The organism is Streptomyces sp. NPDC021356 (assembly GCF_040641015.1).
GTDB lineage: Bacteria > Actinomycetota > Actinomycetes > Streptomycetales > Streptomycetaceae > Streptomyces.
Genome location: NZ_JBFACU010000010.1, coordinates 116828 through 137212 on the forward strand (window position 1 = coordinate 116828; position 20385 = coordinate 137212).

Here is a 20385-nt window from a genome sequence, read left to right on the forward strand (position 1 = left end):
GGGAAGCTGCGGTGCCACGGGCTGCCGCTGTGCCACGGGCGGCTGCGGTGCGGCGGAAGGCTGCGGCGCCGGAAGCCGCCGGAAGCCGCCGTCCCCGGGCTTCGGCCGACGAGCGGGTCAGACCCGCGTCCATGTCCTGCGGTCCCGCGCCATCGCGTGCAGGGCCTCCACGTCCGCCGGTTTCAGGATCCCGCCCAGGCGGGCCAGGTCCCCCAGGTCGCTGTCCTGGAGGATGCGGACGCCGCGCGGCGGGGCCGTGACCCGCAGGTCGGCCGGGCCGGTCAGGGCCAGGAGCGGGTGGACCTCGGCCGTGAGGGCGTGGGAGGCACGGTCGGCGGCGGCGCGGACGCGGCGCAGCACGGGCTCCGGCTCCTGGCGGCCCAGGACGACCGCCGGGTCGGCCACCCGTACGCGCTGTTTGCGGGCGTAGAGGCAGTGCACGGCGAACAGTCCGCCGGGGCCGATCACCAGGTGGTGGATGCGGTCGCCGCCGGGCAGCGGGACGGAGTGCAGGACGCGCCAGCCGACGCCCTCCAGGCGGTCGAGCGCCTCCCCCGCGGCCCGCTCCGCGGTGAGCGCCCGGCGGCGCGGGTCCGGGCGGAGCCGGTGGGCGGGGACCGGGTCGCGGTCGAGGGCGACTAGCAGCGCCTCGCCGGGGCGGTTGGGCGCCAGGTCGTCGTCGGGGTGGAGACTCAGCCGGGCGAGGTCGGCGGGCGTGGGGACGGGGGGCGGGCCCACCGCGACCGGGCCGGCGAGGAAGGGGCCGAGCGCCTCCAGGACGTCCGCCCGCTCGTCCTCGGCGAGCAGGTGGACCCGCGCGGCCTCGCGGTCGTACCAGGCGACGGTGCGCCCGTCGGGGGCGCTGACGTACAGCCGGTCCCGTCCCCGGTGTCCGCCCGGTACGACGCGCAGGCGGCCCGGACCGGCCGGTCCGGGCTGTCGACGTGGTCCGCTCATGCGCCATCACCCCTACGCCCATGGGAACAGGCGGGGTGCTCCCTGGGCAAGAACGCGGTTACCTTTGAGGTGCCGTGGGGTGGGGAGTTGGGGAGGCGCGCCGTTGCGGACCCGTGGAAGTCAGCCCGACGTACCGGCTCCGGAGAGCCCGTGGAGCGAGATCGTGCCCGGCCTGTGGATGGGCGGCCACGAGTTCAGGGGCGGCTCGGGGCGGCTGGAGTCCGTCGCCGTGCACGACGAGTTCGACCTGGTGCAGACGCTGCTGAGGCTCCCGGGGCACGGCCCCGACCCGGGAGTCGCCCACCAGGTGTGGCCGATTCCCGACGGTCCGCTGGACGGCACGCAGCTGGCCGGTGTGATGCGCCTCGCGCAGGCCGCGTGCGACGCGCTGGACTCCGGCGGGCGGGTCCTCGTGCGCTGCTGGTCCGGGTACAACCGGTCGGGACTGGTCGTCGGCCATGCCCTGGTGCTGCGCGGGTACCGGGCCGAGGAGGCGATCCGGCTGATCCGCGCCCGGCGTTCGCGGTGGGCCCTGCACAACGAGCTGTTCGCCGAGTACCTGCGGGCGGGGCTGGCCACGGCCCGGCTGCTGGAGGAGTTGGGGGAGCCGGCCGAGTAGTCGATCCGTTTTCTCACCTTCACTGCGTACGCTCTGCGGACGCCACCGGGCCGCGCCGTCCGCCCGGGGGCGGGAACCGTACGCAAAAAGGACTTCCATACGAATAAGGTGTTACGAGGCTGCTTCCGGCCATGATCCCGGTTGCTCCGCCGTCCGTCCCGCCCCTCCGCCCCGTCCCCTTCCCCACTCACTTCCCCACTCACTTCCCCGCTCACTTCCCCGCTCACTTCCCCCCGGAGAGCAGTGTTCCGCAGACGCCCCGCCCTCGTCACCGCCGCCGTGGCCCTGCTGATGGCCACGGCGGCGGGCTGCGGCGACGCGGGCGGGCTGCGGGCGGCGGGCACCACACCGACCGCGATCAGCCCGGCCCGGCTCTGGCCGTCGCTGCGGCCGGCCGCCAGCCCGGCGTGGCCGTACGACGAGGTGCAGATCGAGACGGTGAAGGGGATCACCGCCCCCGGCGACGATATCCACGCCGTCGATCCGGTGGCGGTCGTACGGGCTGAGGTGGCCGCGCACCCGGACGACTACAAGAACGCCAAGGCGCCCTACCGCCAGGCGGCCGCCCGGCTGGCGGACTGCGGCGCGGGACCGGGGCGAGGCGGCTGTCCCGTCCTGCGGCCGTACTACCGCGACCTCACCGGTGACGGGCGCGACGACATGACCCTGGGTTTCCGGCTGTACCCCACCAACCAGACGGCCGTGCGCGTCTACACCTTCGAGGGGCACCGGCTGGTGCAGGTCTTCGCCAACGACGACGCGGTGATCGGCGTGGAGCTGGCCGGACGGGCCGTGATCATCCGCTCGCCCGCCGGGATCGCCGGGTACGAGTACCGCACGACGTGGTCCTGGGACCCGGACCAGCGGGCGATGGTGTTCTCGCGCGACGAGTTCCTGCGCACGGCCCCGCACAAGCCGACCCGGGCGCACACTCCGGCGGCCACCGCCCCGCCGGCGCCCGTGCCCCGGCCGTCACCGACCCCCGGCCTCACCCCGCCGGCCACCTCGTCCGGGTCGGACGCGGCGGCCGGATCGGGCACGGCAGCCGCATCGTCCGCGGCGGCCACGGCGCCCGCGAGCGGCCGATGAGGAGGAGGGTGGCGCTCCCCCGGTGGACCGGGACGCTCGCCGTGAAGTCCGCGGCCTTCATCACGGTGATGTGCTGCGCGCTCGCCGCGCTGCTCGGCATCCTCGTGCACGTCTCGGTGACCGACCAGACCGTCGGCCAGGCCCGGGAGCTGGCGCTGTCCCGGCTGAAGGACGCCACCAGCGCGTTCGAGTCCGGGGACACGCTGCTGCCCGGCGCGGGCGTCGACCCCGCGGGGCTGCCGCCGTCCCTGCGGCGGCTGGCGGCGGACGGCCGGCGCGGCACGGTCGTCGGCCGGCACCACGGGCGCCCCACGATGTGGGCGGCGGGCCCCGCCGACCAAGGACGGGCGCTGGCCGTCGAGGTCGACTACTCGCAGCAGGCCCACACCATCGCCGGTCTCGACAACGCCATCCTGTGGTCGTCGGGGCTGGCGATCGGGGCGACGCTGCTGGTGGGCGCGTTCGCGGTGACCCGGGTGACCCGGCGCCTGCACGCCACCGCGCTGGTGGCCCGGCGGATCAGCACGGGCGACCTGGACGCGCGGGTGAACGACCCGCTCACCCGCGACCGCACCCGCCCGCAGGACGAGGTGGCCGCGGTCGCGGCCGCGCTGGACTCGATGGCCGCCTCCCTCCAGGGCAAGCTGATGGCCGAGCAGCGGTTCACCGCGGACGTGGCGCACGAACTGCGCACACCGCTGACCGGGCTGCACGCGGCGGCCGAACTGCTGCCGCCGGGCCGCCCGACGGAACTGGTGCGCGACCGGGTCGCGGCCCTGCGCACGCTCACCGAGGACCTGTTGGAGATCTCCCGGCTGGACACCGGGCGCGAGCGGCCTGCCCTCGACGCCGAGCACCTGAGCACGGTGGCCGAACGGGCGCTGCGCACCGCGCGGGCCACCGGGGCCGCGCCGGGGAGCGACGTGCGGGTCAGGGTCGTACGGGACGTGTCCGTGGAGACGGACCGGCGGCGGCTGGAGCGGGTGCTGGGCAATCTCGTGGCCAACGCGCACCGGCACGGCCGGCCGCCGGTGGTGCTGACGGTGGACGGGCCGGTCGTCAGCGTGCGCGACCACGGGGACGGCTATCCGGAGTACCTCCTGGAGCACGGGCCGCAGCGGTTCCGCACGGAGGGCGGTGCGACCGGGCACGGGCTCGGGCTGACGATCGCGCTGGGCCAGGCGGAGGTGCTGGGCGCCCGGCTGGAGTTCGCCAACGCGCCGGACGGCGGGGCGGTAGCCACCCTGACACTGCCGCACAGCCCGCCGGCGGCGCCGGAGCCCGATGGAACGGAGGGGCCCGATCCGGAGGGGCCCGATCCGGAGGGACTCGATCCGAAGAGACCCCGTCCGGAGGGACTCGATCCGAAGAGACCCCGTCCGGAGGCGCCCGGGTCGCCGACGGAGCCGACCTGACATCACCTCAGGTGACGGCATATCAGGTGATGTCCGCTCCACCCCCGCAGCGTGGCGGGGCGGCGTCGCCGCGCGCGCACCTAATGTGGCGGCTAGTCAGACAAGTCCGCTTTCGCGGTCTTAGCCGCCTCAGGTGGAGGTTGTCCATGCCCCTGCGTTCCCCGCTCGCCCGGCTGGCCGTGACGGCCGCCGCCACCGCCCTCCTGGCCACCGCCGTCGCACCGGCCGTCGCCCTGGCCGGCCCCGACACCCCCGGCGCCCCCGGCGCCCCGGCGGCCGGCCCCGGACCCGCCGGCGGCCACGCGAACCCGCCCGCCCCGCGCCCCACCCCCGCGCCCCGGCCCGCCGGCCAGTCCGCGCCCCGCCCCACCGCACCCGCACCGGCCGCCTCCTCCGCCACGTCCCGGCCGCCGGTCGGCGGCACGACCGCCGACCGGGCCTTCTACCGGGGGCGCGTCACCGCCCGCGGCGGCCTCGCGCTGCGTTCGCGCGCGGACCGCGGCAGCCGGGTGCTGCGCGTCGCCCGGCAGGGCGAGACCGTCTGGATCTACTGCAAGACGAACGGTTCGAACGTGAGCGGCAACCACCTGTGGTACCTGCTCGCGGACGGCGCCTGGACGTGGGGCTCGGCCCGCTTCATCGACAACGTCGGGCCCTCGCCGCGCTGGTGCTGACCATCGGAACGCCCGATAAGCACGTTCTGGTGAGGTTCCGGGCATGGCGAAGGCCGGAATGACCGGGACCACCGGAAGCCCGGTGGCAGCGGCGGACCCGTCCGCGCCGGGCACCGCACGCCTGCCCCGGCGCCGCGGCATCGAACTCACCCTGATCGTCCTCGCCGTCCTGCTCTCCGTGTACGGCTACTGCGCCGTCGGGCTGGCCAAGCACGGCACCGTCCCGCCCGGCGCCGCCGGTTACGGCGCCGGGCTCGGCGTGCTCGCGCTGCTCGCGCACGGCGCGGTGCGCCTGCGGGCGCCGTACGCCGACCCGCTGCTGCTGCCCATCGGCGTGCTGCTGAACGGGCTCGGCCTGGTGCTGATCTACCGCCTGGACCTGGAGACGCCGGGCGAGCGGGCGGCGCCGGTCCAACTGGTGTGGTCCACCCTGGGCGTGGGGCTGTTCACGCTGGTCGTCCTCGTGCTGCGCGACCACCGCTGGCTCCAGCGGTACGCGTACGTGTGCGTCGTGGCCGCGCTCGCGCTGCTCACGCTGCCCATCCTCTTCCCCGCCGTCAACGGCGCCCGCATCTGGATCCGGCTCGGCGGGTTCTCGTTCCAGCCGGGCGAGTTCGCGAAGGTGCTCCTCGCGGTGTTCTTCGCCGCGTACCTCGCCGCGAACCGCAGCGCGCTGGCGTACACCGGCCGCCGGGTGTGGCGGATGCAACTGCCCACCGGCCGGGTGCTCGGGCCGGTCGTCGCGGTCTGGCTGCTGAGCGTCGGCGTGCTGGTGCTGGAGCGCGACCTCGGGACCTCGCTGCTGTTCTTCGGGCTCTTCGTCGTGATGCTGTACATCGCCACCGGCCGCACCGGCTGGATCGCCCTCGGGCTGCTGCTCGCCGCGGCGGGCGCCCTCGCCGTCGGCTGGCTGGAGCCGCACGTGCACAGCCGGGTGGCGGAGTGGCTGCACCCGTTCGCGTCCATCGAGGCCGGGCGGGGTCCCGGCCAGGTCGCCCAGTCGCTGTTCTCGTTCGCGGCGGGCGGGGTGCTGGGCACCGGCCTCGGGCTCGGCCACTCCATCCTGGTCGGCTTCGCGGTCAAGTCGGACTTCATCCTGGCCACCGCCGGGGAGGAGCTGGGCCTGGCGGGCCTTTCCGCGGTCTTCCTGCTGTACGCCCTGCTCGTCGAGCGCGGCTACCGGGCGGGCCTCGCCCTGCGCGACCCCTTCGGCCGGCTCCTCGCGGTGGGGCTCGCCTCCATCGTGGCGCTCCAGGTCTTCGTGATCGCGGGCGGGGTGACCGGACTGATCCCGCTGACCGGCATGGCGATGCCGTTCCTGGCCCAGGGCGGCTCGTCGGTGGTCACCAACTGGGCGATCGTGGCGCTGCTGATCCGGATCAGTCATGTGGCACGGCGGCAGTACGACGGGACGGTGGCGCCGTGAGGGGCGGGCTGCCCGGAACACACGGTGGCGCCGTGAGGGGCGGGCTGCCCGGAACACACGGTGCCGCGGTGAGGGGCGGGCGGCCCGGCGCGGGGGGTCCGCGGTGACCCGGTACATCCGGCGGGCCGCCGCCTTCTGCGTGCTGCTGCTGGTGGCGCTGCTGGTGAACACGGCCTGGCTCCAGGTGCTCCAGGGCCCCTCCTACGGCGGCAACCCGGCCAACCGCCGCCCCACCATCGCCCGGTACGAGCAGCCGCGCGGGGAGATCCTGGTCGGAGGGCGGCCGGTGACCGGCTCCCGGGACACCGGCGAACAGCTCCGCTTCGAACGGACGTACGCCGAGGGTCCGTTGTACGCGCCGGTCACCGGGTTCGCCTCGCAGCGCTACGGGACGACGTTCCTGGAGCACGCCGAGGACCGGGTGCTGTCGGGGACCGATCCGCTGCTGGCCGGGTTCCCGCTGTGGCACGACTTCACCCGGGGGCAGCCCGCGGGCGGCAACGTGGAGACGACCCTGAACGCGGCGGCGCAGCGTGCCGCGTTCGACGGGCTGGGCGCGCGCAAGGGGGCGGTCGCGGCGGTCGAACCGGCGACGGGGCGGATCCTGGCGCTGGTGTCCACCCCGTCGTACGACCCGGCGGAGCTGTCCGGGAACGGGCCCGCGGTGACGGCGGCCTGGGCGCGGCTGAACGACGACCCGGAGAAGCCGATGCTCAACCGGGCGGTGCGGCAGACGTATCCGCCGGGCTCGACGTTCAAGGTGGTGACCGCGGCGGCGGCGCTGGACACGGGACTGGTCACGGACCTGGACGCGCGGACCGACTCGCCGGACCCCTACCGGCTGCCCGGCAGCACCACGCGGCTGGTCAACGAGGCCGGCGACTGCGCGAACGCGTCCTTGCGCTTCGCCTTCGAGTGGTCGTGCAACACGGTGTTCGCCAAGCTCGGCGTGGACGTCGGCGCGCGGGCCATGCGGCAGGCGGCGGAGGGCTTCGGCTTCGACGACCCGGACCTGAAGGTGCCCTTCGCGGTGGCGCCGAGCACGTTCGAGGCGCCCGCGGACCGGGCGCAGCTGGCGCTGTCGTCGATCGGGCAGTACAACACGCGGGCGACGCCGTTGCAGATGGCGATGGTCGCGGCCGCGGTCGCGAACGGGGGCGAGGTGCGCGTGCCGTACCTCGTGGAGCGGACCACGCGCAGCGGCGGCAGCCCGGTGTCGGCGGCCGGTTCCCGGCCGGTGCGGCAGGTGATGCGGCCGACGACCGCGGCGCGGCTGCGGGAGCTGATGTGCGACGTGGTGACCGACGGCACCGGCGGCAACGCGGCGATCCCGGGGGCCGTCGTGGGCGGCAAGACGGGCACGGCCCAGCACGGCGTGGGCAATACGGGGACGCCGTACGCGTGGTTCGTCTCGTGGGCGCAGGGCGTGGCCGACATGGATCCGCGGGTGGCGGTCGCGGTGGTCGTGGAGGACGCCTCGGCCCGGCGCGGGGACATCAGCGGGGGCGGTACGGCGGCCCCGATCGCGAAGGCCGTGATGGAGGCGGTGCTGCACTCGCCGCGGACGCCGGTTGCGTGACGCCGGGTCAACAAGTCCCGCCCAGGGGATTGACGCGCTTGCTGACACGCAGTCTCATAAGAGGCGGGCGAACTGACCCCCGAGTAACCAGCCGATCCAGCCACATCCCCGTACGACGAGGTGGGACAGCCATGACGACCGTGACGGAAGCCGACGCGCTCGCCGGACTGCGCGACGCGCTCGGCCTGCTCAAGGACCGGGAGCAGGTGGCCGAGCGGCTGCTCGACTCTTCCGCCAAGCACTCCTTCGACCCGGACAGGGAGCTGGACTGGGAGGCGCCCTTCGAGGAGGGGAAGTGGTTCTGGCCGCCGGAGCTGGTGTCGCTGTACGGCACCCCGCTGTGGAAGCGGATGAGCGAGGAGCAGCGGATCCTGCTCTCCCAGCACGAGGCCGCCGCGCTCGCCTCCCTCGGCATCTGGTTCGAGCTGATCCTGATGCAGCTGCTCGTCCGCCACGTCTACGACAAGTCGGCCACGAGCGCGCACGTGCGCTACGCCCTCACCGAGATCGAGGACGAGTGCCGGCACTCGAAGATGTTCGCCCGCCTGATCACCCGCGGCGGCACCCCCTGGTACCCGGTGAGCCCCGCCCACCAGCACCTCGGCCGGCTCTTCAAGACCATCTCCACCACCCCCGGCTCCTTCACCGCCACCCTGCTCGGCGAGGAGGTGCTCGACTGGATGCAGCGCCTGACCTTCCCCGACGAGCGAATACAGCCGCTGGTCCGCGGGGTCACCCGCATCCACGTCGTGGAGGAGGCGCGGCACGTGCGCTACGCCCGCGAGGAGCTGCGCCGGCAGATGGTGACGGCGCCGCGGTGGTCGAAGGAGTTCACCCGGGTCACCTCCGGCGAGTTCGCCCGGGTCTTCTCCGTCGCCTTCGTCAACCCCGAGGTGTACTCGAACGTGGGGCTGGACAGGCGCGAGGCCATGGCCCAGGTGAAGGCCAGCGGGCACCGGCGCGAGATCATGCAGACGGGCGCCAAGCGGCTCACGGACTTCCTCGACGACATCGGGGTGCTGCGCGGTGTCGGACGGCAGCTGTGGCGGTCCTCGGGCCTGCTGGCCTGACGGCCGTGGACGCGCGGGGGCGCGGGGCCGGACCCGCTCGTCCCGACCGTGCGGGGCGGGCACCGATTACGCTGCTGGTCATGAGCCCTGCCGCCCCGACCCCCGCCTACCGCCGCCTCAGCGTCGAGGAACGGCGTGCTCAGCTGCTGGAGGCGGCACTGTCCCTCTTCGCGCACCGGGCGCCCGAGGAGGTCTCGCTGGACGACGTGGCGGAGGCGGCCGGGGTGTCCCGGCCGCTGGTCTACCGGTACTTCCCCGGCGGCAAGCAGCAGCTGTACGAGGCCGCGCTGCGCTCCGCCGCCGACGAGCTGCGGCACTGCTTCGACGAGCCGCGCACCGGCCCCCTGCTGCCCCGCCTCGCCCGCGCCCTCGACCGCTACCTGGCCTTCGTCGACCAGCACGACGCCGGGTTCAGCGCGCTGCTCCAGGGCGGCAGCGTGGTGGAGACCTCCCGGACGACCGCCATAGTGGACGGGGTGCGCCGGGCCGCCGCCGAGCACATCCTCAGCCACCTGCGGGTCACCGACCCCGGGCCGCGGCTGCGGATGACCGTGCGGATGTGGATCACGGCCGTGGAGGCCGCCTCCCTGATCTGGCTCGACGAGGACAAGCAGCCACCGCTCGGGGAGCTGCGGGACTGGCTCGTCGAACAGTTCGTGGCCGTCCTGACGGTGACCGCCGCCCGCGACGCGCAGACCGCCGCCCTGGTCCAGGGCCTGACCTCGGCGGATGACTGACACTGGTGCCGTGAAGAGCGAAGAGACCCCGTTCGAGGGCGGCCCCATGGACGGCCGGGTGCTGCCCGTACTGGTGGGCCCCACCGGCCACCCCCCGAAGACGTACCGCATCCCGGTCCCGGACGCGGCGGGCGGCCCGCCCACCGTGCTCGTCTACCGGCGGGTACCGCGCGGACAGAGCAGGAGGCTGGGGCTGCCGCGGGGGTGGAAGTACGAGTTCGATCCGGAGGGGAAGCGGGGCGGCCGGCTGAAGTGGCCCTGGTCCCGTCCGGAGCCCCTAAACGGCCCGGAGGGCAAGCCGGGTGACACCGGCGGGTGACCGCGTTGCGCCGACCGGCGCAACGCGGGCCCACAAATCGGCTCATACGTCCAATCCTCACGGTGTGGAGCGGAGAGACCGCCCCGCGCCGGAGGTGATGACGTGTCAAGAAGGGCGCTGCGCCTGGTGTGTACGGCGGCGTTGGCGGCACAGGCCGCCCTCGTGCCGGTGACCGCCACCGCCGAGCCACGGCCGGCCGGCCCCGGGCAGCCGTCGGGCCGGCCGCCCGGACCGCCGCCGGCCCTGTTGCCGGAACGGTCCTCGGGCCTGCCGGCGGAGCGGCCGTCAGGGCCGCTGCCGGGGCCGCCGTCGGCGCGGCCGTCCGCTCAGCCGCCCGGACAGCCGTCCGTCACCGCGCTGCTGACGGGGTTTCAGACGCTGTACCGGCAGGCGGAGCAGGCCACCGAGACCTACGCCGCCGCCGCGCGGCGACTGGCGCGGCAGCGTGCCGAGTCCGACCGGCTGACCGCCGCCCTCGCCCGGGCCCGGCTCGCCCTGCGCGACGGCCGGGCGGCCGCCGGGCGGCTGGCCCGGCAGGAGTACCAGGGCACCAGCTCCTTCTCCCCCTACCTGCGACTGATCCTGGCCCGCGACCCGCAGCACGCGCTGGAGGAGGGCCACGTCATCGGGCAACTGGCGCGGGAGCGCGCCGAGACGGTGGCCCGGCTGACGGCGGCCGAGCGGAAGGCGGACGACCTGGCGCGCGCGGCCCGCACCGCGCTCGACGCCCGCCTCGCCCTCACCCGGCGGCAGCAGCGGGCCCGCGACGACGTCCGCGGGAAACTGCACGAGATCGAGAAGCTGCTCGCCGCGCTCAGCCCGGCGCGGCTGACCGCACTCGCCGCGTTCGAGGCGGACGGGATCGCCCGCGCGCAGACCGGGCTCCTGGCCTCCGGGGCGCTCGGCGACGACAGGCCGCCCACGCGGGAGGGCGAGGCGGCCGTGCGCTACGCGGTGGGCCAGCTCGGCAAGCCCTACCAGTGGGGCGCGACCGGCCCGGCGGCGTACGACTGCTCGGGCCTGACCTCGCGGGCCTGGGGCCAGGCCGGCATGCCCATCCCGCGCACCAGCCAGGAGCAGTGGGCCCGGCTCAAGCACGTACCGCTGGAGGAGCTGCGCCCCGGCGACCTGGTGGTGTACTTCCCCAAGGCCACCCATGTCGCCCTCTACCTCGGCGACGGCCTGGTGGTGCAGGCGCCGCGGCCGGGCACGACGGTGAAGGTGTCGCCGCTGGCCGCCAACCCGGTGCTGGGCGCGGTCCGCCCCGACCCGGCCGGCAGGCCCCTGCCGCGCTACACGCCACCGAGGCTCCCCGCGCTCCCCGGGAACACGCCCGGTGGACCGGCCGCGGGCCCGTCGACGGACACGGGCCCGTCGAAGCCCACGGTCCTGTAGGGCCACGACCTGCAGGACCCGGTCCTGCGGGTCCGGGTCCTACGAGTCCGAGTCCTGCAGGTCCAGGACCGGCTCCTACGGGACTAGGCCGCCGGGCCGGCGCCCGTGACCTCGGCCAGGTAGGCCTCCGTCTTCGCCGGCTCGTAGAAGAAGTTCTCGAAGTCGGCCGGGTCGTCGAAGCCGTTGGCGAAGCGGTCGGCGACCGGCTGGAGCTGACCGCCGGCGCCGAGCAGGTTCAGGACGTGCTCCGGCGGCGGGGCGAGCATGGCGTTCGTCCACTTGGTGACGTGCTGACCGGTGCTCCAGTAGCGCTCGAACGTCTGCTGCATCCACTCCTCGTCGAACGGCTTGTCACCGTGTTCGAGGATCGAGGCGAGGTAGGCGGCGGCGCACTTGGAGGCCGAGTTGGAACCCTGTCCGGTGACCGGGTCGTTGGCGACGACGACGTCCGCGACCCCGAGGACCAGGCCGCCGCCGGGCAGCCGGCCGACCGGCTTGCGCACGGTGGGCGGGTAGCGGCCGGCGAGGGTGCCGCCGGCATCGGTGAGTTCGACGTGCGTGGCCCGCTCGTACTCCCAGGGCGTGAACCGGCGCATGAGGTCCAGCGTCAGGGCCAGGTGCCGGCCCGGGTCCTTGATGCCCTGGAAGGCGTCGAGGGGGCCGCCGGGTATGCCTTCCCAGAACAGGATGTCGGCGCGGCCGGAGAGGGTGTACGTCGGCATGACGAACAGCTCGCCGACGCCGGGGACCACGTTGCAGCGGACCGCGTCGAACTCCGGGTGCTCCGGACGCGGACCCAGCCCGTGCACGTACGACACCGCCAGCGCGCGCTGCGGCTCGGTGTACGGGGACCGGTCGGCGTCCCGCTCGAACATCGTCACCAGCTCGCCCTTGCCCGCCGAGACGAGGACGAGGTCGTAGGCGCGCGAGAAGTAGTCGAGGTCGCCGACGGCCGCGCCGTGGATGACGAGCTGGCCGCCGCGCTGCGCGAAGGTCTCCATCCAGCCGGCCATCTTCACCCGCTGGTCGACCGACTGCGCGTACCCGTCGAGGCGGCCCACCCAGTCGATCGCGCGCTGCGCGGGACCCGGGTCGAAGGAGCCGGGGGCGGCGACCGAGACGCCGAGGCCCTCGATCCGCGGGGCCTGGGCCTCCCAGAAGTTCAGCTGCAGGTCACGCTCGTGCTGGAGCGCGGTGTGGAACATGCACTGCGTCGACATGACCCGGCCGGAGCGGATCTCGTCCGCGGTCCGGTTGGACATCAGGGTGACCTCGTACCCGTGCGACTGGAGGCCGAGGGCGAGCTGGAGACCGGACTGGCCGGCCCCCACGACGAGTATCTTGCGCATGCGGGTGGTGCCTCCTACGGCTTCTGGACTGCTCGAAGGATCATTCGGGGGTTTCCTCGAGCGCGTGGGCCACGAGGGCCAGCAGGGTCTCGACGGCCGAGATCCGGCGTCGCGCGTCCATGATCATGACAGGTATGTGCGCGGGGATCGTGAGCGCCTCCCGGACGTCCTCCGGTGCGAACAGCTCACTGCCGTCGAAGTGGTTGACCGCCACGACGTACGGCAGCCCGCAGCTCTCGAAGTAGTCCAGGGCCGGGAAGCAGTCCTTCAGCCGGCGGGTGTCCGCCAGCACGACGGCGCCGATCGCGCCCCGCACCAGGTCGTCCCACATGAACCAGAACCGCTGCTGGCCCGGCGTGCCGAACAGGTACAGCACCAGGTCGTCGTCGAGCGTGATCCGGCCGAAGTCCATGGCGACCGTCGTACTCACCTTGCCGGGCGTGGCGGTGAGGTCGTCGGTCTCGGCGCTCGCCTGGGTCATCAGCGCCTCGGTCTGCAGCGGCGTGATCTCCGAGACGGCGGTGACCAGCGTCGTCTTGCCCACGCCGAAGCCGCCGGCCACCACGATCTTCGTGGCGATCGGCGCCCGGGTGCGGTCCGTCTGCCAGGGCAGCAGCGTCTCGTCGGGCTCGTCGAACGGGGCGACCTTGGTCGCGAAGGAGGAGACGGCGGAGTCAGAGACGGCGGAGTCCACTCAGCACCCTTTCCAGCAGAGCGCGGTCCGGACGGCCGGTGCCGTGACCGGTCCCGGTTCCGTACACACGGATCTTTCCCTGGTCCGCGAGGTCGCTCAGGAGCACGCGGACCACACCGAGCGGCATCTTCAGCAGCGCGGCGATCTCGGCCACCGTACGCATCCGGCGGCACAGTTCGACGATGGCCCGCATCTCCGGCATGACCCGGGACGACAGCGGCGCACTCGTCAGTTCCAGGCGTTCCTCGGCGGGTTCGAGTTCGGCGGTGCTCGCCACGAACGTCTCCACGAGCAGGACGTGCCCGAAGCGGGTGCGTCCGCCGGTGAGCGAGTACGGGCGGACCCGGGCGGGTTTTCGGACTCCGCCGCGGACCGGGAGCTGTTGCCTCGGCACATCGCTCATCGGGCACTCCCCGCCGACTCGGACTCCAGTGACCTGCGCAGCTCGCTGCGGAGGTCGGGCGTCAGGACATGCCCGGCGCGGCCCACGAAGAGCGCCATGTGGTACGCCACCACGCTCATGTCGCACTCCGCGGAGCCGTGCACGCCGAGCAGCGAGCCGTCGCTGATCGACATCACGAACAGGCTGCCCTCGTCCATCGCGACCATCGTGTGCTTGACCGCGCCGGAGTCCATCAGCCTGGCCGCCCCGATGGTGAGGCTGCCGATGCCGGAGACGATGGTGGCGAGGTCGGCGGCGGAGCCGCGCGGGCCTGCGGGGGCCGTCGAGCGGGGCCGGCGGGCCTCGCTGTTGCGGCCGGGGTCGGAGGAGAGGAGCAGGAGGCCGTCGGAGGAGACCACGGCGACCGATTCGATGCCGGGCACCTCCTCGACCAGATTGGTCAGCAGCCAGTGCAGGTTGCGGGCCTCACTGCTCAGTCCGAAGGTGGTGGGCGCTGTCAACTGCTTGCCTCCTCGACTGTGCCCCCCGTGGATTCCTCGGCTTGCGTACGGGTCACCGGCGCCGGCCGGCGGTTCTCGTCCGTCCGGTCCGCGATCTCGGCCTCCACGTCGCGGTAACCGGCCTGGGCTCCGCGGCGGAAGCCGCCCAGGCGGCGGCGGAGGGCCTCGGCGTCCACCGAGCCGGTGCGCTGGCGCGGGGCGTGGGCGGGTGTGGTGATTCTGGGGGTGCGCTTGGGAAGACCCTTGGCGGTCAGGGCCTCTTCCGGCACGCGCGCGTGCTCGGCGCCGTGGTCGTCGCCGTGCCCGTACGCGTTCTCGCTCCCGTCGCCGTCCCCGGCTCCGGCCGGGCGCGTGGGGGCGAGGGCGGCCGGGTCGGGTGCGCAGGGCGCCGCGGGTGCGGGGCCGGCCGGTTCGCGTGCGGGCGCCGCTCCCGGCCAGGGGATGTCGTCGAACGCCGAGGTCGACCGGGGGGCGGAGGTCTCTTCCGGGGCGGAGGGCGTCCGGAGCACCGGGCCCGTCCCGGGCGTGGGCGCGGCTCCCGGCCAGGGCGCGTCGTCCTCGGCCGGGGAAACCGGCCCGGACCCGGAGGACGCCCCGGGCACGGAAACCGTCCCCGACGTGTAAGCCGTCCCGGCCGCGGGGGCCGCTCCCGACCAGGGGGTGGCCCCGGTGCCGGAGTCCGCCCCGGGCAGCGGGCCCGACTCAGGCCCGCTTCCGGGCGCGGGGGCCTGGGGCCGGCCGGGCTGTGTCTCCGTCGTGGCCGCCGGAGACTCGCCGGCGGCGGGGGCCGCGCTGCCCTCGGGCGGGGCGGTGGCCCCTTCCGGCACGGGAGGCGGGAGCAGCAGCTCCATCGTCGTCTCGGCCGGGGACTCCAGCGGTGTCGTTCCCTCTGCGCCGTGGACCGCCTCGGACGCGCGTACCGCCTGTTCCGCCAGGGCGACCAGCGGGTCGGTGCCGTCGTCCTGGGCGCGGGCGTGCAGGACGTTGGAGTTGGCCTCGGCGTCGGCGCCGGGGAGGGAGAAGGTGCCGGTGCCCGTCCCGTCGGGGCCCGCCGCCGGGACGGCGGAGGCCGGGGCGGGGGCGAGCAGGGGCTGGGGCAGGACGACGACGGCCGCCGTACCGCCCTGCTTCTGCTCGCGCAGTTGGACGCGCACACCGTGCCGGTGGCCGAGGCGGGCCACCACGTACAGGCCGAGGCCCAGGTCCTTGGCCCCCTCCTCGCCGTCCTGGTCGTAGGCGGCGTCCGGGTCGAGGTCGGCGAGGCGGGCGTTGAGCCGGGTCAGCCGCTCGCCGTCCACGCCGATGCCCTCGTCCTGGACGGAGAGCATGATCTCGCCGTTCTCCAGGAGCCAGCCGGAGACCTCCACGGGCCGGTCCGGCGGGGAGAAGGAGGTGGCGTTCTCCAGGAGTTCGGCCAGCAGGTGGGAGAGGTCGTCGGCGGCGAAGCCGGCCACGTGCGCGTGCGGGGGCAGCGCGGCGATGCGGACCCGTTCGTAGCGCTCGATCTCGCTGACCGCGGCACGTACGACGTCGACCAGCGGGATCGGCCCGGCGTGCTGCTGGACGTGCTCGGTACCGGCCAGCACGAGGAGGTTCTCGCTGTGCCGGCGCATGACCGTGGCGAAGTGGTCGAGCTTGAAGAGGGTGGCGAGGCGGTCGGGGTCCTGCTCGCGTTCCTCCAGGCCCTCGATGACGGTGAGCTGCCGCTCGACCAGGCCGAGGGTGCGCAGCGCCAGGTTGACGAAGGTGGCGCCGATGCCGGCGCGCGTCCGCTCCAGCCGGGCCGTCGCCTCGGCGAGTTCGGCGCGCAGTTCCTCGCGGGCGTCGGCCATCTTCTGCCGCTGGCCGACCAGGTGCTTGCGGTCGGCCTCCAGGGTGGCGACCCGTTCGGCGAGGGCGGCGGCCTGGGTGTGCAGGGTGTTGACGGAGCGGATGACCTGGGCGTACTCGTCGTTGCGGCCGTTGAAGCGGATCGGTTCCTCGGCGGCGGGGTCCTCGGCGCCGGCCAGCCGGGCGGAGCCCAGGCGCAGGACGGCCAGCGGGCGGGTGAGGGTGCGGGCCAGGGCGGTGGCGATGCCGACGGCGAGGAGCAGGAGGGCGCCGAGCAGGGCGATGCGCAGCTCCAGCGCGGTGACGTCGTCGTCGCGGAGTTTCGCCAGGTCCTTGGTGCGGTGGTCGTAGAGGGAGGACTCGGCGCCGCGCATCAGGTCGATCCGGGCCGTGAGGGCGGCGTCGGCCTTCTTGGTGCTGGTGGTGAGGTCGGCGTCGGAGAGCGAGGGCTGGTCGGTGAGCTTGGCCAGGTAGCCCGCGGCGGAGTTGGCCTCGGGGCCGGTGACGGTGGAGTCGTAGGAGTCGCGGGCCGCCTCGGGCGCGGTCTCGCGGAACGCGGCGAGGGCGGCGTCGGAGCGGACCCGGGCCTGCTGGGCGGCCGCGCTGAGGGCGTCGCGCTGCTTGGTGTCGGCCTTGCTGGAGCTGGTCGTCTCGGTCGGCAGGCCGGTGACCGGGTCGTAGGCGGTCCGCGTGGTGTACGGCACGTTGAGAGCGGCGAGCAGGAGCCCGCGGGTGGCGGCGGCCTGCTGGACCGCGGTGTCCAGTTCGGCGAGGGAATGCGCCCCGGACCCGGCACGCGGGGGCATCTTCTCGGCCAGTTGTTCGGCGAGCCGGTGCAGTTCGGCGATGGTGGCGGAGTACGCCTGGTGGGCCTGGAGCGCGGTGCTCTGGCCGGTGAGCGCGGAGCGCCGCAGCGCGGCGATGCCGTCGAGGTCGGTGCGCAGCCAGGCCGGTGTGCCGGGGTCGGTGCGCACCTCGTCGACCTGGCGGTCCACGCGGGTGCTGCGCTGCTCGGAGGGTGCCTTGGACCGGGGGCGGCCGGCGGCGACGTAGGAGGTGACCTCGTCGCGTTCGTCGGCCAGGGAGTGGGCGAGGGCGAGGGCGTCCTGGGTCTGCCCGGCGAGGGTGACCAGGTCCTGCGAGTCGCTCAGCCGGCCGGAGGCGTCGATCACGGCGGGCGCGCCGGCTCCGGCCACGACGGCGGCGACGACGGAGACGGAGACGACGAGGCGGTTGCGTACGCGCCTGGGGCGGCCCTCGCCCACGGGGCCGGCCGAGGGGGTGCCGGTCGTACGCTCCGGTCCCTCCGAGGTGGCCGTCTGCCTGCCTGTGCGCCGAGGCCGCTTCTTCTGCACCGGTGCTCGCATTCCTGTACTCGTGTACTCATGGGCCCGGGTGGCGCCTCGTCAGCTCGTGCGACTGCCGCGTCCACCCTCCCCCGGTCTCTCGCCGTCCGTGTGGCGCGAGCAGGGGGCCTGCGTCGGTTTCCGACCCTTCCAGTGCCGGTGGGCAGTGGTCCCGCATCATCCGACCGGCCACCCGAAGGAGTGAACATCGGAGGGGAGTTGGCGGGCAAGTTCCTCCGGCGTGTGCGCGGGTGCCGTACGGCGGGCCGGTTGGACGTCGGCGGCAGGCTTTGGCAGTATTCGCCGCCACGCCTTCCCGGAGTCCTCCATTCCACCCCAAATCAGGCGCCTGACCTGCGGCCCTGCGTCAATTCCAAGGCGAATGGCCAACTTTGGCGGACCATGTGAAGGCCTGGTGCAGACTGGCTGGATGCGAACTGAGGTTGTTTCGGAGCCGGGCTTGCCGGATCACCCGAACGAGGACTTCGCCGCCGTCGCCCTGCCCGCCGACGGGCAGGGCGGGTGCCTGGTCGTCCTGGACGGGGTGACACCGGTGCCGGAGACGGGGTGCCTGCATTCGGTCCCCTGGTTCACGGGCCGGCTGGGCGGCGCACTGACCGAACTGACCGTTTCGCGGCGGGATCTGACCCTACGGGAGGTGCTCGCGCACACGATCCGGGGCACCGCCGAGGCACACGCTGCGACCTGTGACCTTTCTCACCCACGCACGCCGCAGGCAACCGTGGTGCTCGTGCGGTGGTCCGCCGATTCGGTCGAGTACCTGGTCCTGTCCGACTCGGTGCTCCTGCTGGAATCGGACGACGGCCTGGTCACCCCGGTCCTGGACGACCGGCTGGCCCGCCTGCCGCCTGCCTCGCTGGCCACCGACGCGCTCGTCGACGCCACCCTGCGCAACAAGGAGGGAGGCTTCTTCACCGCGGCGGCCGATCCCTCGGTGGCGGAACGGGCGGTGACGGGCACCGTGCCGCGCACCCGGGTCCGCGCCCTGGCCGCCCTCACCGACGGAGCGGCGCGCTGGGTGGAGAAGTTCCACGAGGGCGACTGGACGCAGTGCCTCGGCCTCCTGCGCAAGGAGGGCGCCGGGGCCCTGGTGGACCGCGTACGGCTCCTGGAGCGGTCCGACCGCGAGGAACGGGCGTACCTGGGCCGGAGCAAGACACACGACGACGCGACGGCGGTGTTCGTACGGATGTGAGCGCCGGCGCGGCTCACGCGGGCGGAGGCGGCGGGAGTGCGGGGCGGGGCCGCCGGCGCCGCCCGCGGCGCGTCACTTCTCGTGTTTCTCCATGACACCGTTCAGCTCGTGCAGCAGGCGGGCCAGTTCGGAGACCTCGCGGCGGTCCCAGTGGGCGAGCTGGCTGACGTAGCGCTCCCGGCGGGCGTCGCGCACCTGGCCGACCCGGCGGCGGCCGTCGTCGGTGAGCGCGATCAGCCAGGCCCGCCCGTCCGCGGGGTCCGGCTCGCGGGCGACGAGGCCCAGCTCCTCCAGGGCGCGCAGCTGGCGGGACATGGTGGCCTTGCCGACGCCGATGTAGGCGGCGAGTGCCGTGGCACGCTGGCTGCCGTACTCGTCCAGCCGGGCCAGCAGTCCGTACGCCGAGGACTCCAGGCCCGGGTGGACCTCGCGGGCCATCTCGGCCTGGCTGGCCCGGGCGCGCCGCAGCAGTACGGTCAGCTCCCGTTCCAGGGACAGGAACTCCCGGTCCGCACCACTTGCCCGCGCGGTGCCGAAGGCGGCTTCCCGGTGCTCGCCCCTTGCGTCTTCGTGCACGTCAGCCCCTGCCTGGAGTGTTGCCGGTCCTGAAAGTTCGGGCCGGCCGCCGTCATCGCCGCAGCTTGGTCAGTATTTCGCAGGCGTAGACCAACGGCGGACTCCGGGCCCCCTTCCCAGAGCCGTTCTACGTGCGTAGCGTCTTACCCAGGCAATGAATGGCATGCCCACGCCACCACCGCCCCCGGCGGGTCTCCCCAGGCCCGTGCTCCCCTCGTGCGACCGTGGGCCATGCCCGCGTTTCCCCCCACCGAGCACCACCGAACTTCGGAGGCACGTCATGCCCGTGCACAGATCCGGAACGGCCCGCATGCGGCGGCTGACCGCCGCGGGAGTCCTGCTCGCGGCGTTCTCCTTCTTCCTCGCCGATCCCTCCTCGGCCGACACCGGCGCCGGCACCACGCCCGCCCGCGGCTCCGCCTACATGGGCATGGGCGTCGCGGCGCACGACGGACGCAGCGGCACCCCCACGACCGGTGACGCGACCCAGACCGAGGGCGTCGACGTCAGCGCCTACCAGGGCAACGTCGCCTGGTCCACCCTGTGGAGCAGCGGCGTGCGCTGGGCGTACACCAAGGCGACCGAGGGGACGTACTACACGAACCCCTACTTCACCCAGCAGTACAACGGCTCGTACAACGTCGGCATGATCCGCGGCTCGTACCACTTCGCCACCCCGGACACCACCAGCGGCGCGACCCAGGCCAACTACTTCGTCGACCACGGCGGCGGCTGGTCCAAGGACGGCAAGACCCTGCCGGGCGCCCTCGACATCGAGTGGAACCCCTACGGCGCCGCCTGCTACGGCAAGTCCGCGAGCGCGATGGTCAGCTGGATCGCCGACTTCCTGGGCACCTACAAGGCGCGCACCGGCCGCGACGCCGTGATCTACACGGCCACCAGCTGGTGGACCCAGTGCACCGGCAACTACGGCGGCTTCGCCGGCAACAACCCGCTGTGGATCGCCCGGTACGCCTCGACCGTGGGGACGCTGCCGGCGGGCTGGGGCTACTACACGATGTGGCAGTACACCTCCTCCGGCCCGACCGTGGGCGACCACGACAAGTTCAACGGCGCACTGGACCGGGTGCAGGCCCTGGCCAACGGCTGAGCAGACACAGCGGGCGGGAGCCGCGCAGCCGCGCGCGTCCACACGTTGGGTGAAGGCCCGGGCCTCCCTCACGGGACCCG

Annotated in this window: 19 protein-coding genes; 12 read left to right on the forward strand and 7 right to left on the reverse strand. The window is 74.1% G+C overall.

The genetic code is table 11. The features are described from left to right. Nucleotides 1-117 precede the first annotated feature (117 nt). On the reverse strand, nt 118-957 hold the full coding sequence (locus tag AB0G56_RS15690) for a nuclease-related domain-containing protein (protein WP_360969369.1): 840 nt from the start codon (nt 955-957) through the stop codon (nt 118-120). 103 nt (nt 958-1060) lie between these two features. Here AB0G56_RS15690 and AB0G56_RS15695 point away from each other — a divergent pair, with 103 nt between their 5' ends. The 10 genes from AB0G56_RS15695 to AB0G56_RS15740 all read left to right on the forward strand — a co-directional run bounded on the left by AB0G56_RS15695 (nt 1061) and on the right by AB0G56_RS15740 (nt 11280). After that, a complete protein-coding gene (locus tag AB0G56_RS15695; protein WP_360969371.1) occupies nt 1061-1576 on the forward strand; it encodes a protein phosphatase in 516 nt (171 codons plus the stop codon). Nucleotides 1577-1819: 243 nt separating this feature from the next. After that, nucleotides 1820-2665, forward strand: a complete 846-nt coding sequence (locus AB0G56_RS15700) for a hypothetical protein (protein ID WP_360969373.1) — start codon at nt 1820-1822, stop codon at nt 2663-2665. Beyond that, nucleotides 2662-4080, forward strand: coding sequence for an ATP-binding protein (locus AB0G56_RS15705; RefSeq protein ID WP_360969375.1), 1419 nt, complete (start codon nt 2662-2664; stop codon nt 4078-4080). Before AB0G56_RS15700 ends, AB0G56_RS15705 begins: the two co-directional genes overlap by 4 nt. A 146-nt stretch (nt 4081-4226) precedes the next feature. Continuing rightward, on the forward strand, nt 4227-4754 hold the full coding sequence (locus AB0G56_RS15710; RefSeq protein WP_360969376.1) for an SH3 domain-containing protein: 528 nt from the start codon (nt 4227-4229) through the stop codon (nt 4752-4754). Nucleotides 4755-4797: 43 nt separating this feature from the next. Beyond that, on the forward strand, nt 4798-6180 hold the full coding sequence (locus AB0G56_RS15715; protein WP_360969377.1) for an FtsW/RodA/SpoVE family cell cycle protein: 1383 nt from the start codon (nt 4798-4800) through the stop codon (nt 6178-6180). Between the two features lie 103 nt (nt 6181-6283). Beyond that, complete coding sequence (locus AB0G56_RS15720) at nt 6284-7759, forward strand: penicillin-binding transpeptidase domain-containing protein (RefSeq protein ID WP_360969379.1); 1476 nt, start codon at nt 6284-6286, stop codon at nt 7757-7759. Between the two features lie 131 nt (nt 7760-7890). After that, nucleotides 7891-8829: a diiron oxygenase gene (locus AB0G56_RS15725; protein ID WP_360969381.1), complete on the forward strand. Its 939-nt coding sequence runs from the start codon at nt 7891-7893 to the stop codon at nt 8827-8829. 80 nt (nt 8830-8909) lie between these two features. Continuing rightward, complete coding sequence (locus AB0G56_RS15730) at nt 8910-9566, forward strand: helix-turn-helix domain-containing protein (RefSeq protein WP_360969383.1); 657 nt, start codon at nt 8910-8912, stop codon at nt 9564-9566. 10 nt (nt 9567-9576) lie between these two features. Further along, nucleotides 9577-9885, forward strand: a complete 309-nt coding sequence (locus AB0G56_RS15735; RefSeq protein ID WP_360969384.1) for a hypothetical protein — start codon at nt 9577-9579, stop codon at nt 9883-9885. Nucleotides 9886-9987: 102 nt separating this feature from the next. After that, nucleotides 9988-11280 (forward strand): NlpC/P60 family protein, encoded by a 1293-nt coding sequence (locus tag AB0G56_RS15740; protein WP_360969386.1) that lies wholly within the window; start codon nt 9988-9990, stop codon nt 11278-11280. Nucleotides 11281-11363: 83 nt separating this feature from the next. On the opposite strand, the gene AB0G56_RS15745 is transcribed toward AB0G56_RS15740, so the two are convergent. The 5 genes from AB0G56_RS15745 to AB0G56_RS15765 are packed head-to-tail and all read right to left on the reverse strand — an operon-like array spanning nt 11364 to nt 17411. Then, nucleotides 11364-12629 carry a styrene monooxygenase/indole monooxygenase family protein gene (locus tag AB0G56_RS15745; protein WP_360969387.1) on the reverse strand — a complete coding sequence of 422 codons (1266 nt, stop codon included), beginning with the start codon at nt 12627-12629 and terminating at the stop codon, nt 11364-11366. A gap of 40 nt (nt 12630-12669) precedes the next feature. After that, on the reverse strand, nt 12670-13323 hold the full coding sequence (locus AB0G56_RS15750; protein WP_360969389.1) for an ATP/GTP-binding protein: 654 nt from the start codon (nt 13321-13323) through the stop codon (nt 12670-12672). Next, nucleotides 13304-13726 carry a DUF742 domain-containing protein gene (locus tag AB0G56_RS15755; protein ID WP_360969391.1) on the reverse strand — a complete coding sequence of 141 codons (423 nt, stop codon included), beginning with the start codon at nt 13724-13726 and terminating at the stop codon, nt 13304-13306. The genes AB0G56_RS15750 and AB0G56_RS15755 overlap by 20 nt, the downstream gene beginning before the upstream one ends. Then, a complete protein-coding gene (locus tag AB0G56_RS15760) occupies nt 13723-14226 on the reverse strand; it encodes a roadblock/LC7 domain-containing protein (RefSeq protein WP_360969393.1) in 504 nt (167 codons plus the stop codon). Before AB0G56_RS15760 ends, AB0G56_RS15755 begins: the two co-directional genes overlap by 4 nt. Continuing rightward, nucleotides 14223-17411: a nitrate- and nitrite sensing domain-containing protein gene (locus AB0G56_RS15765; protein WP_360969395.1), complete on the reverse strand. Its 3189-nt coding sequence runs from the start codon at nt 17409-17411 to the stop codon at nt 14223-14225. Before AB0G56_RS15765 ends, AB0G56_RS15760 begins: the two co-directional genes overlap by 4 nt. A 421-nt stretch (nt 17412-17832) precedes the next feature. Between AB0G56_RS15765 and AB0G56_RS15770 the strand changes: the two genes are divergently transcribed. Next, on the forward strand, nt 17833-18618 hold the full coding sequence (locus tag AB0G56_RS15770; RefSeq protein WP_360969397.1) for a hypothetical protein: 786 nt from the start codon (nt 17833-17835) through the stop codon (nt 18616-18618). A gap of 72 nt (nt 18619-18690) precedes the next feature. Here the strand turns inward: AB0G56_RS15770 and AB0G56_RS15775 are convergent, their stop codons facing one another. Further along, entirely contained in the window at nt 18691-19194 is a 504-nt protein-coding gene (locus AB0G56_RS15775) for a MarR family transcriptional regulator (RefSeq protein ID WP_360969398.1), read from the reverse strand. A 280-nt stretch (nt 19195-19474) separates the two neighbouring features. On the opposite strand from AB0G56_RS15775, the gene AB0G56_RS15780 reads away from it, so the two are divergent. Further along, nucleotides 19475-20305, forward strand: coding sequence for a lysozyme (locus AB0G56_RS15780; RefSeq protein WP_360969400.1), 831 nt, complete (start codon nt 19475-19477; stop codon nt 20303-20305). Nucleotides 20306-20385: the final 80 nt, after the last annotated feature.

Bases quoted from the DNA above. Each gene is read 5' to 3' on its own strand.
- AB0G56_RS15690 (WP_360969369.1), bottom strand. From the start codon at position 957: ATGAGCGGACCACGTCGACAGCCCGGACCGGCCGGTCCGGGCCGCCTG.
- AB0G56_RS15705 (WP_360969375.1), top strand. From the start codon at position 2,662: ATGAGGAGGAGGGTGGCGCTCCCCCGGTGGACCGGGACGCTCGCCGTG.
- AB0G56_RS15710 (WP_360969376.1), top strand. From the start codon at position 4,227: ATGCCCCTGCGTTCCCCGCTCGCCCGGCTGGCCGTGACGGCCGCCGCC.
- AB0G56_RS15715 (WP_360969377.1), top strand. From the start codon at position 4,798: ATGGCGAAGGCCGGAATGACCGGGACCACCGGAAGCCCGGTGGCAGCG.
- AB0G56_RS15725 (WP_360969381.1), top strand. From the start codon at position 7,891: ATGACGACCGTGACGGAAGCCGACGCGCTCGCCGGACTGCGCGACGCG.
- AB0G56_RS15730 (WP_360969383.1), top strand. From the start codon at position 8,910: ATGAGCCCTGCCGCCCCGACCCCCGCCTACCGCCGCCTCAGCGTCGAG.
- AB0G56_RS15745 (WP_360969387.1), bottom strand. From the start codon at position 12,629: ATGCGCAAGATACTCGTCGTGGGGGCCGGCCAGTCCGGTCTCCAGCTC.
- AB0G56_RS15755 (WP_360969391.1), bottom strand. From the start codon at position 13,726: ATGAGCGATGTGCCGAGGCAACAGCTCCCGGTCCGCGGCGGAGTCCGA.
- AB0G56_RS15770 (WP_360969397.1), top strand. From the start codon at position 17,833: ATGCGAACTGAGGTTGTTTCGGAGCCGGGCTTGCCGGATCACCCGAAC.
- AB0G56_RS15780 (WP_360969400.1), top strand. From the start codon at position 19,475: ATGCCCGTGCACAGATCCGGAACGGCCCGCATGCGGCGGCTGACCGCC.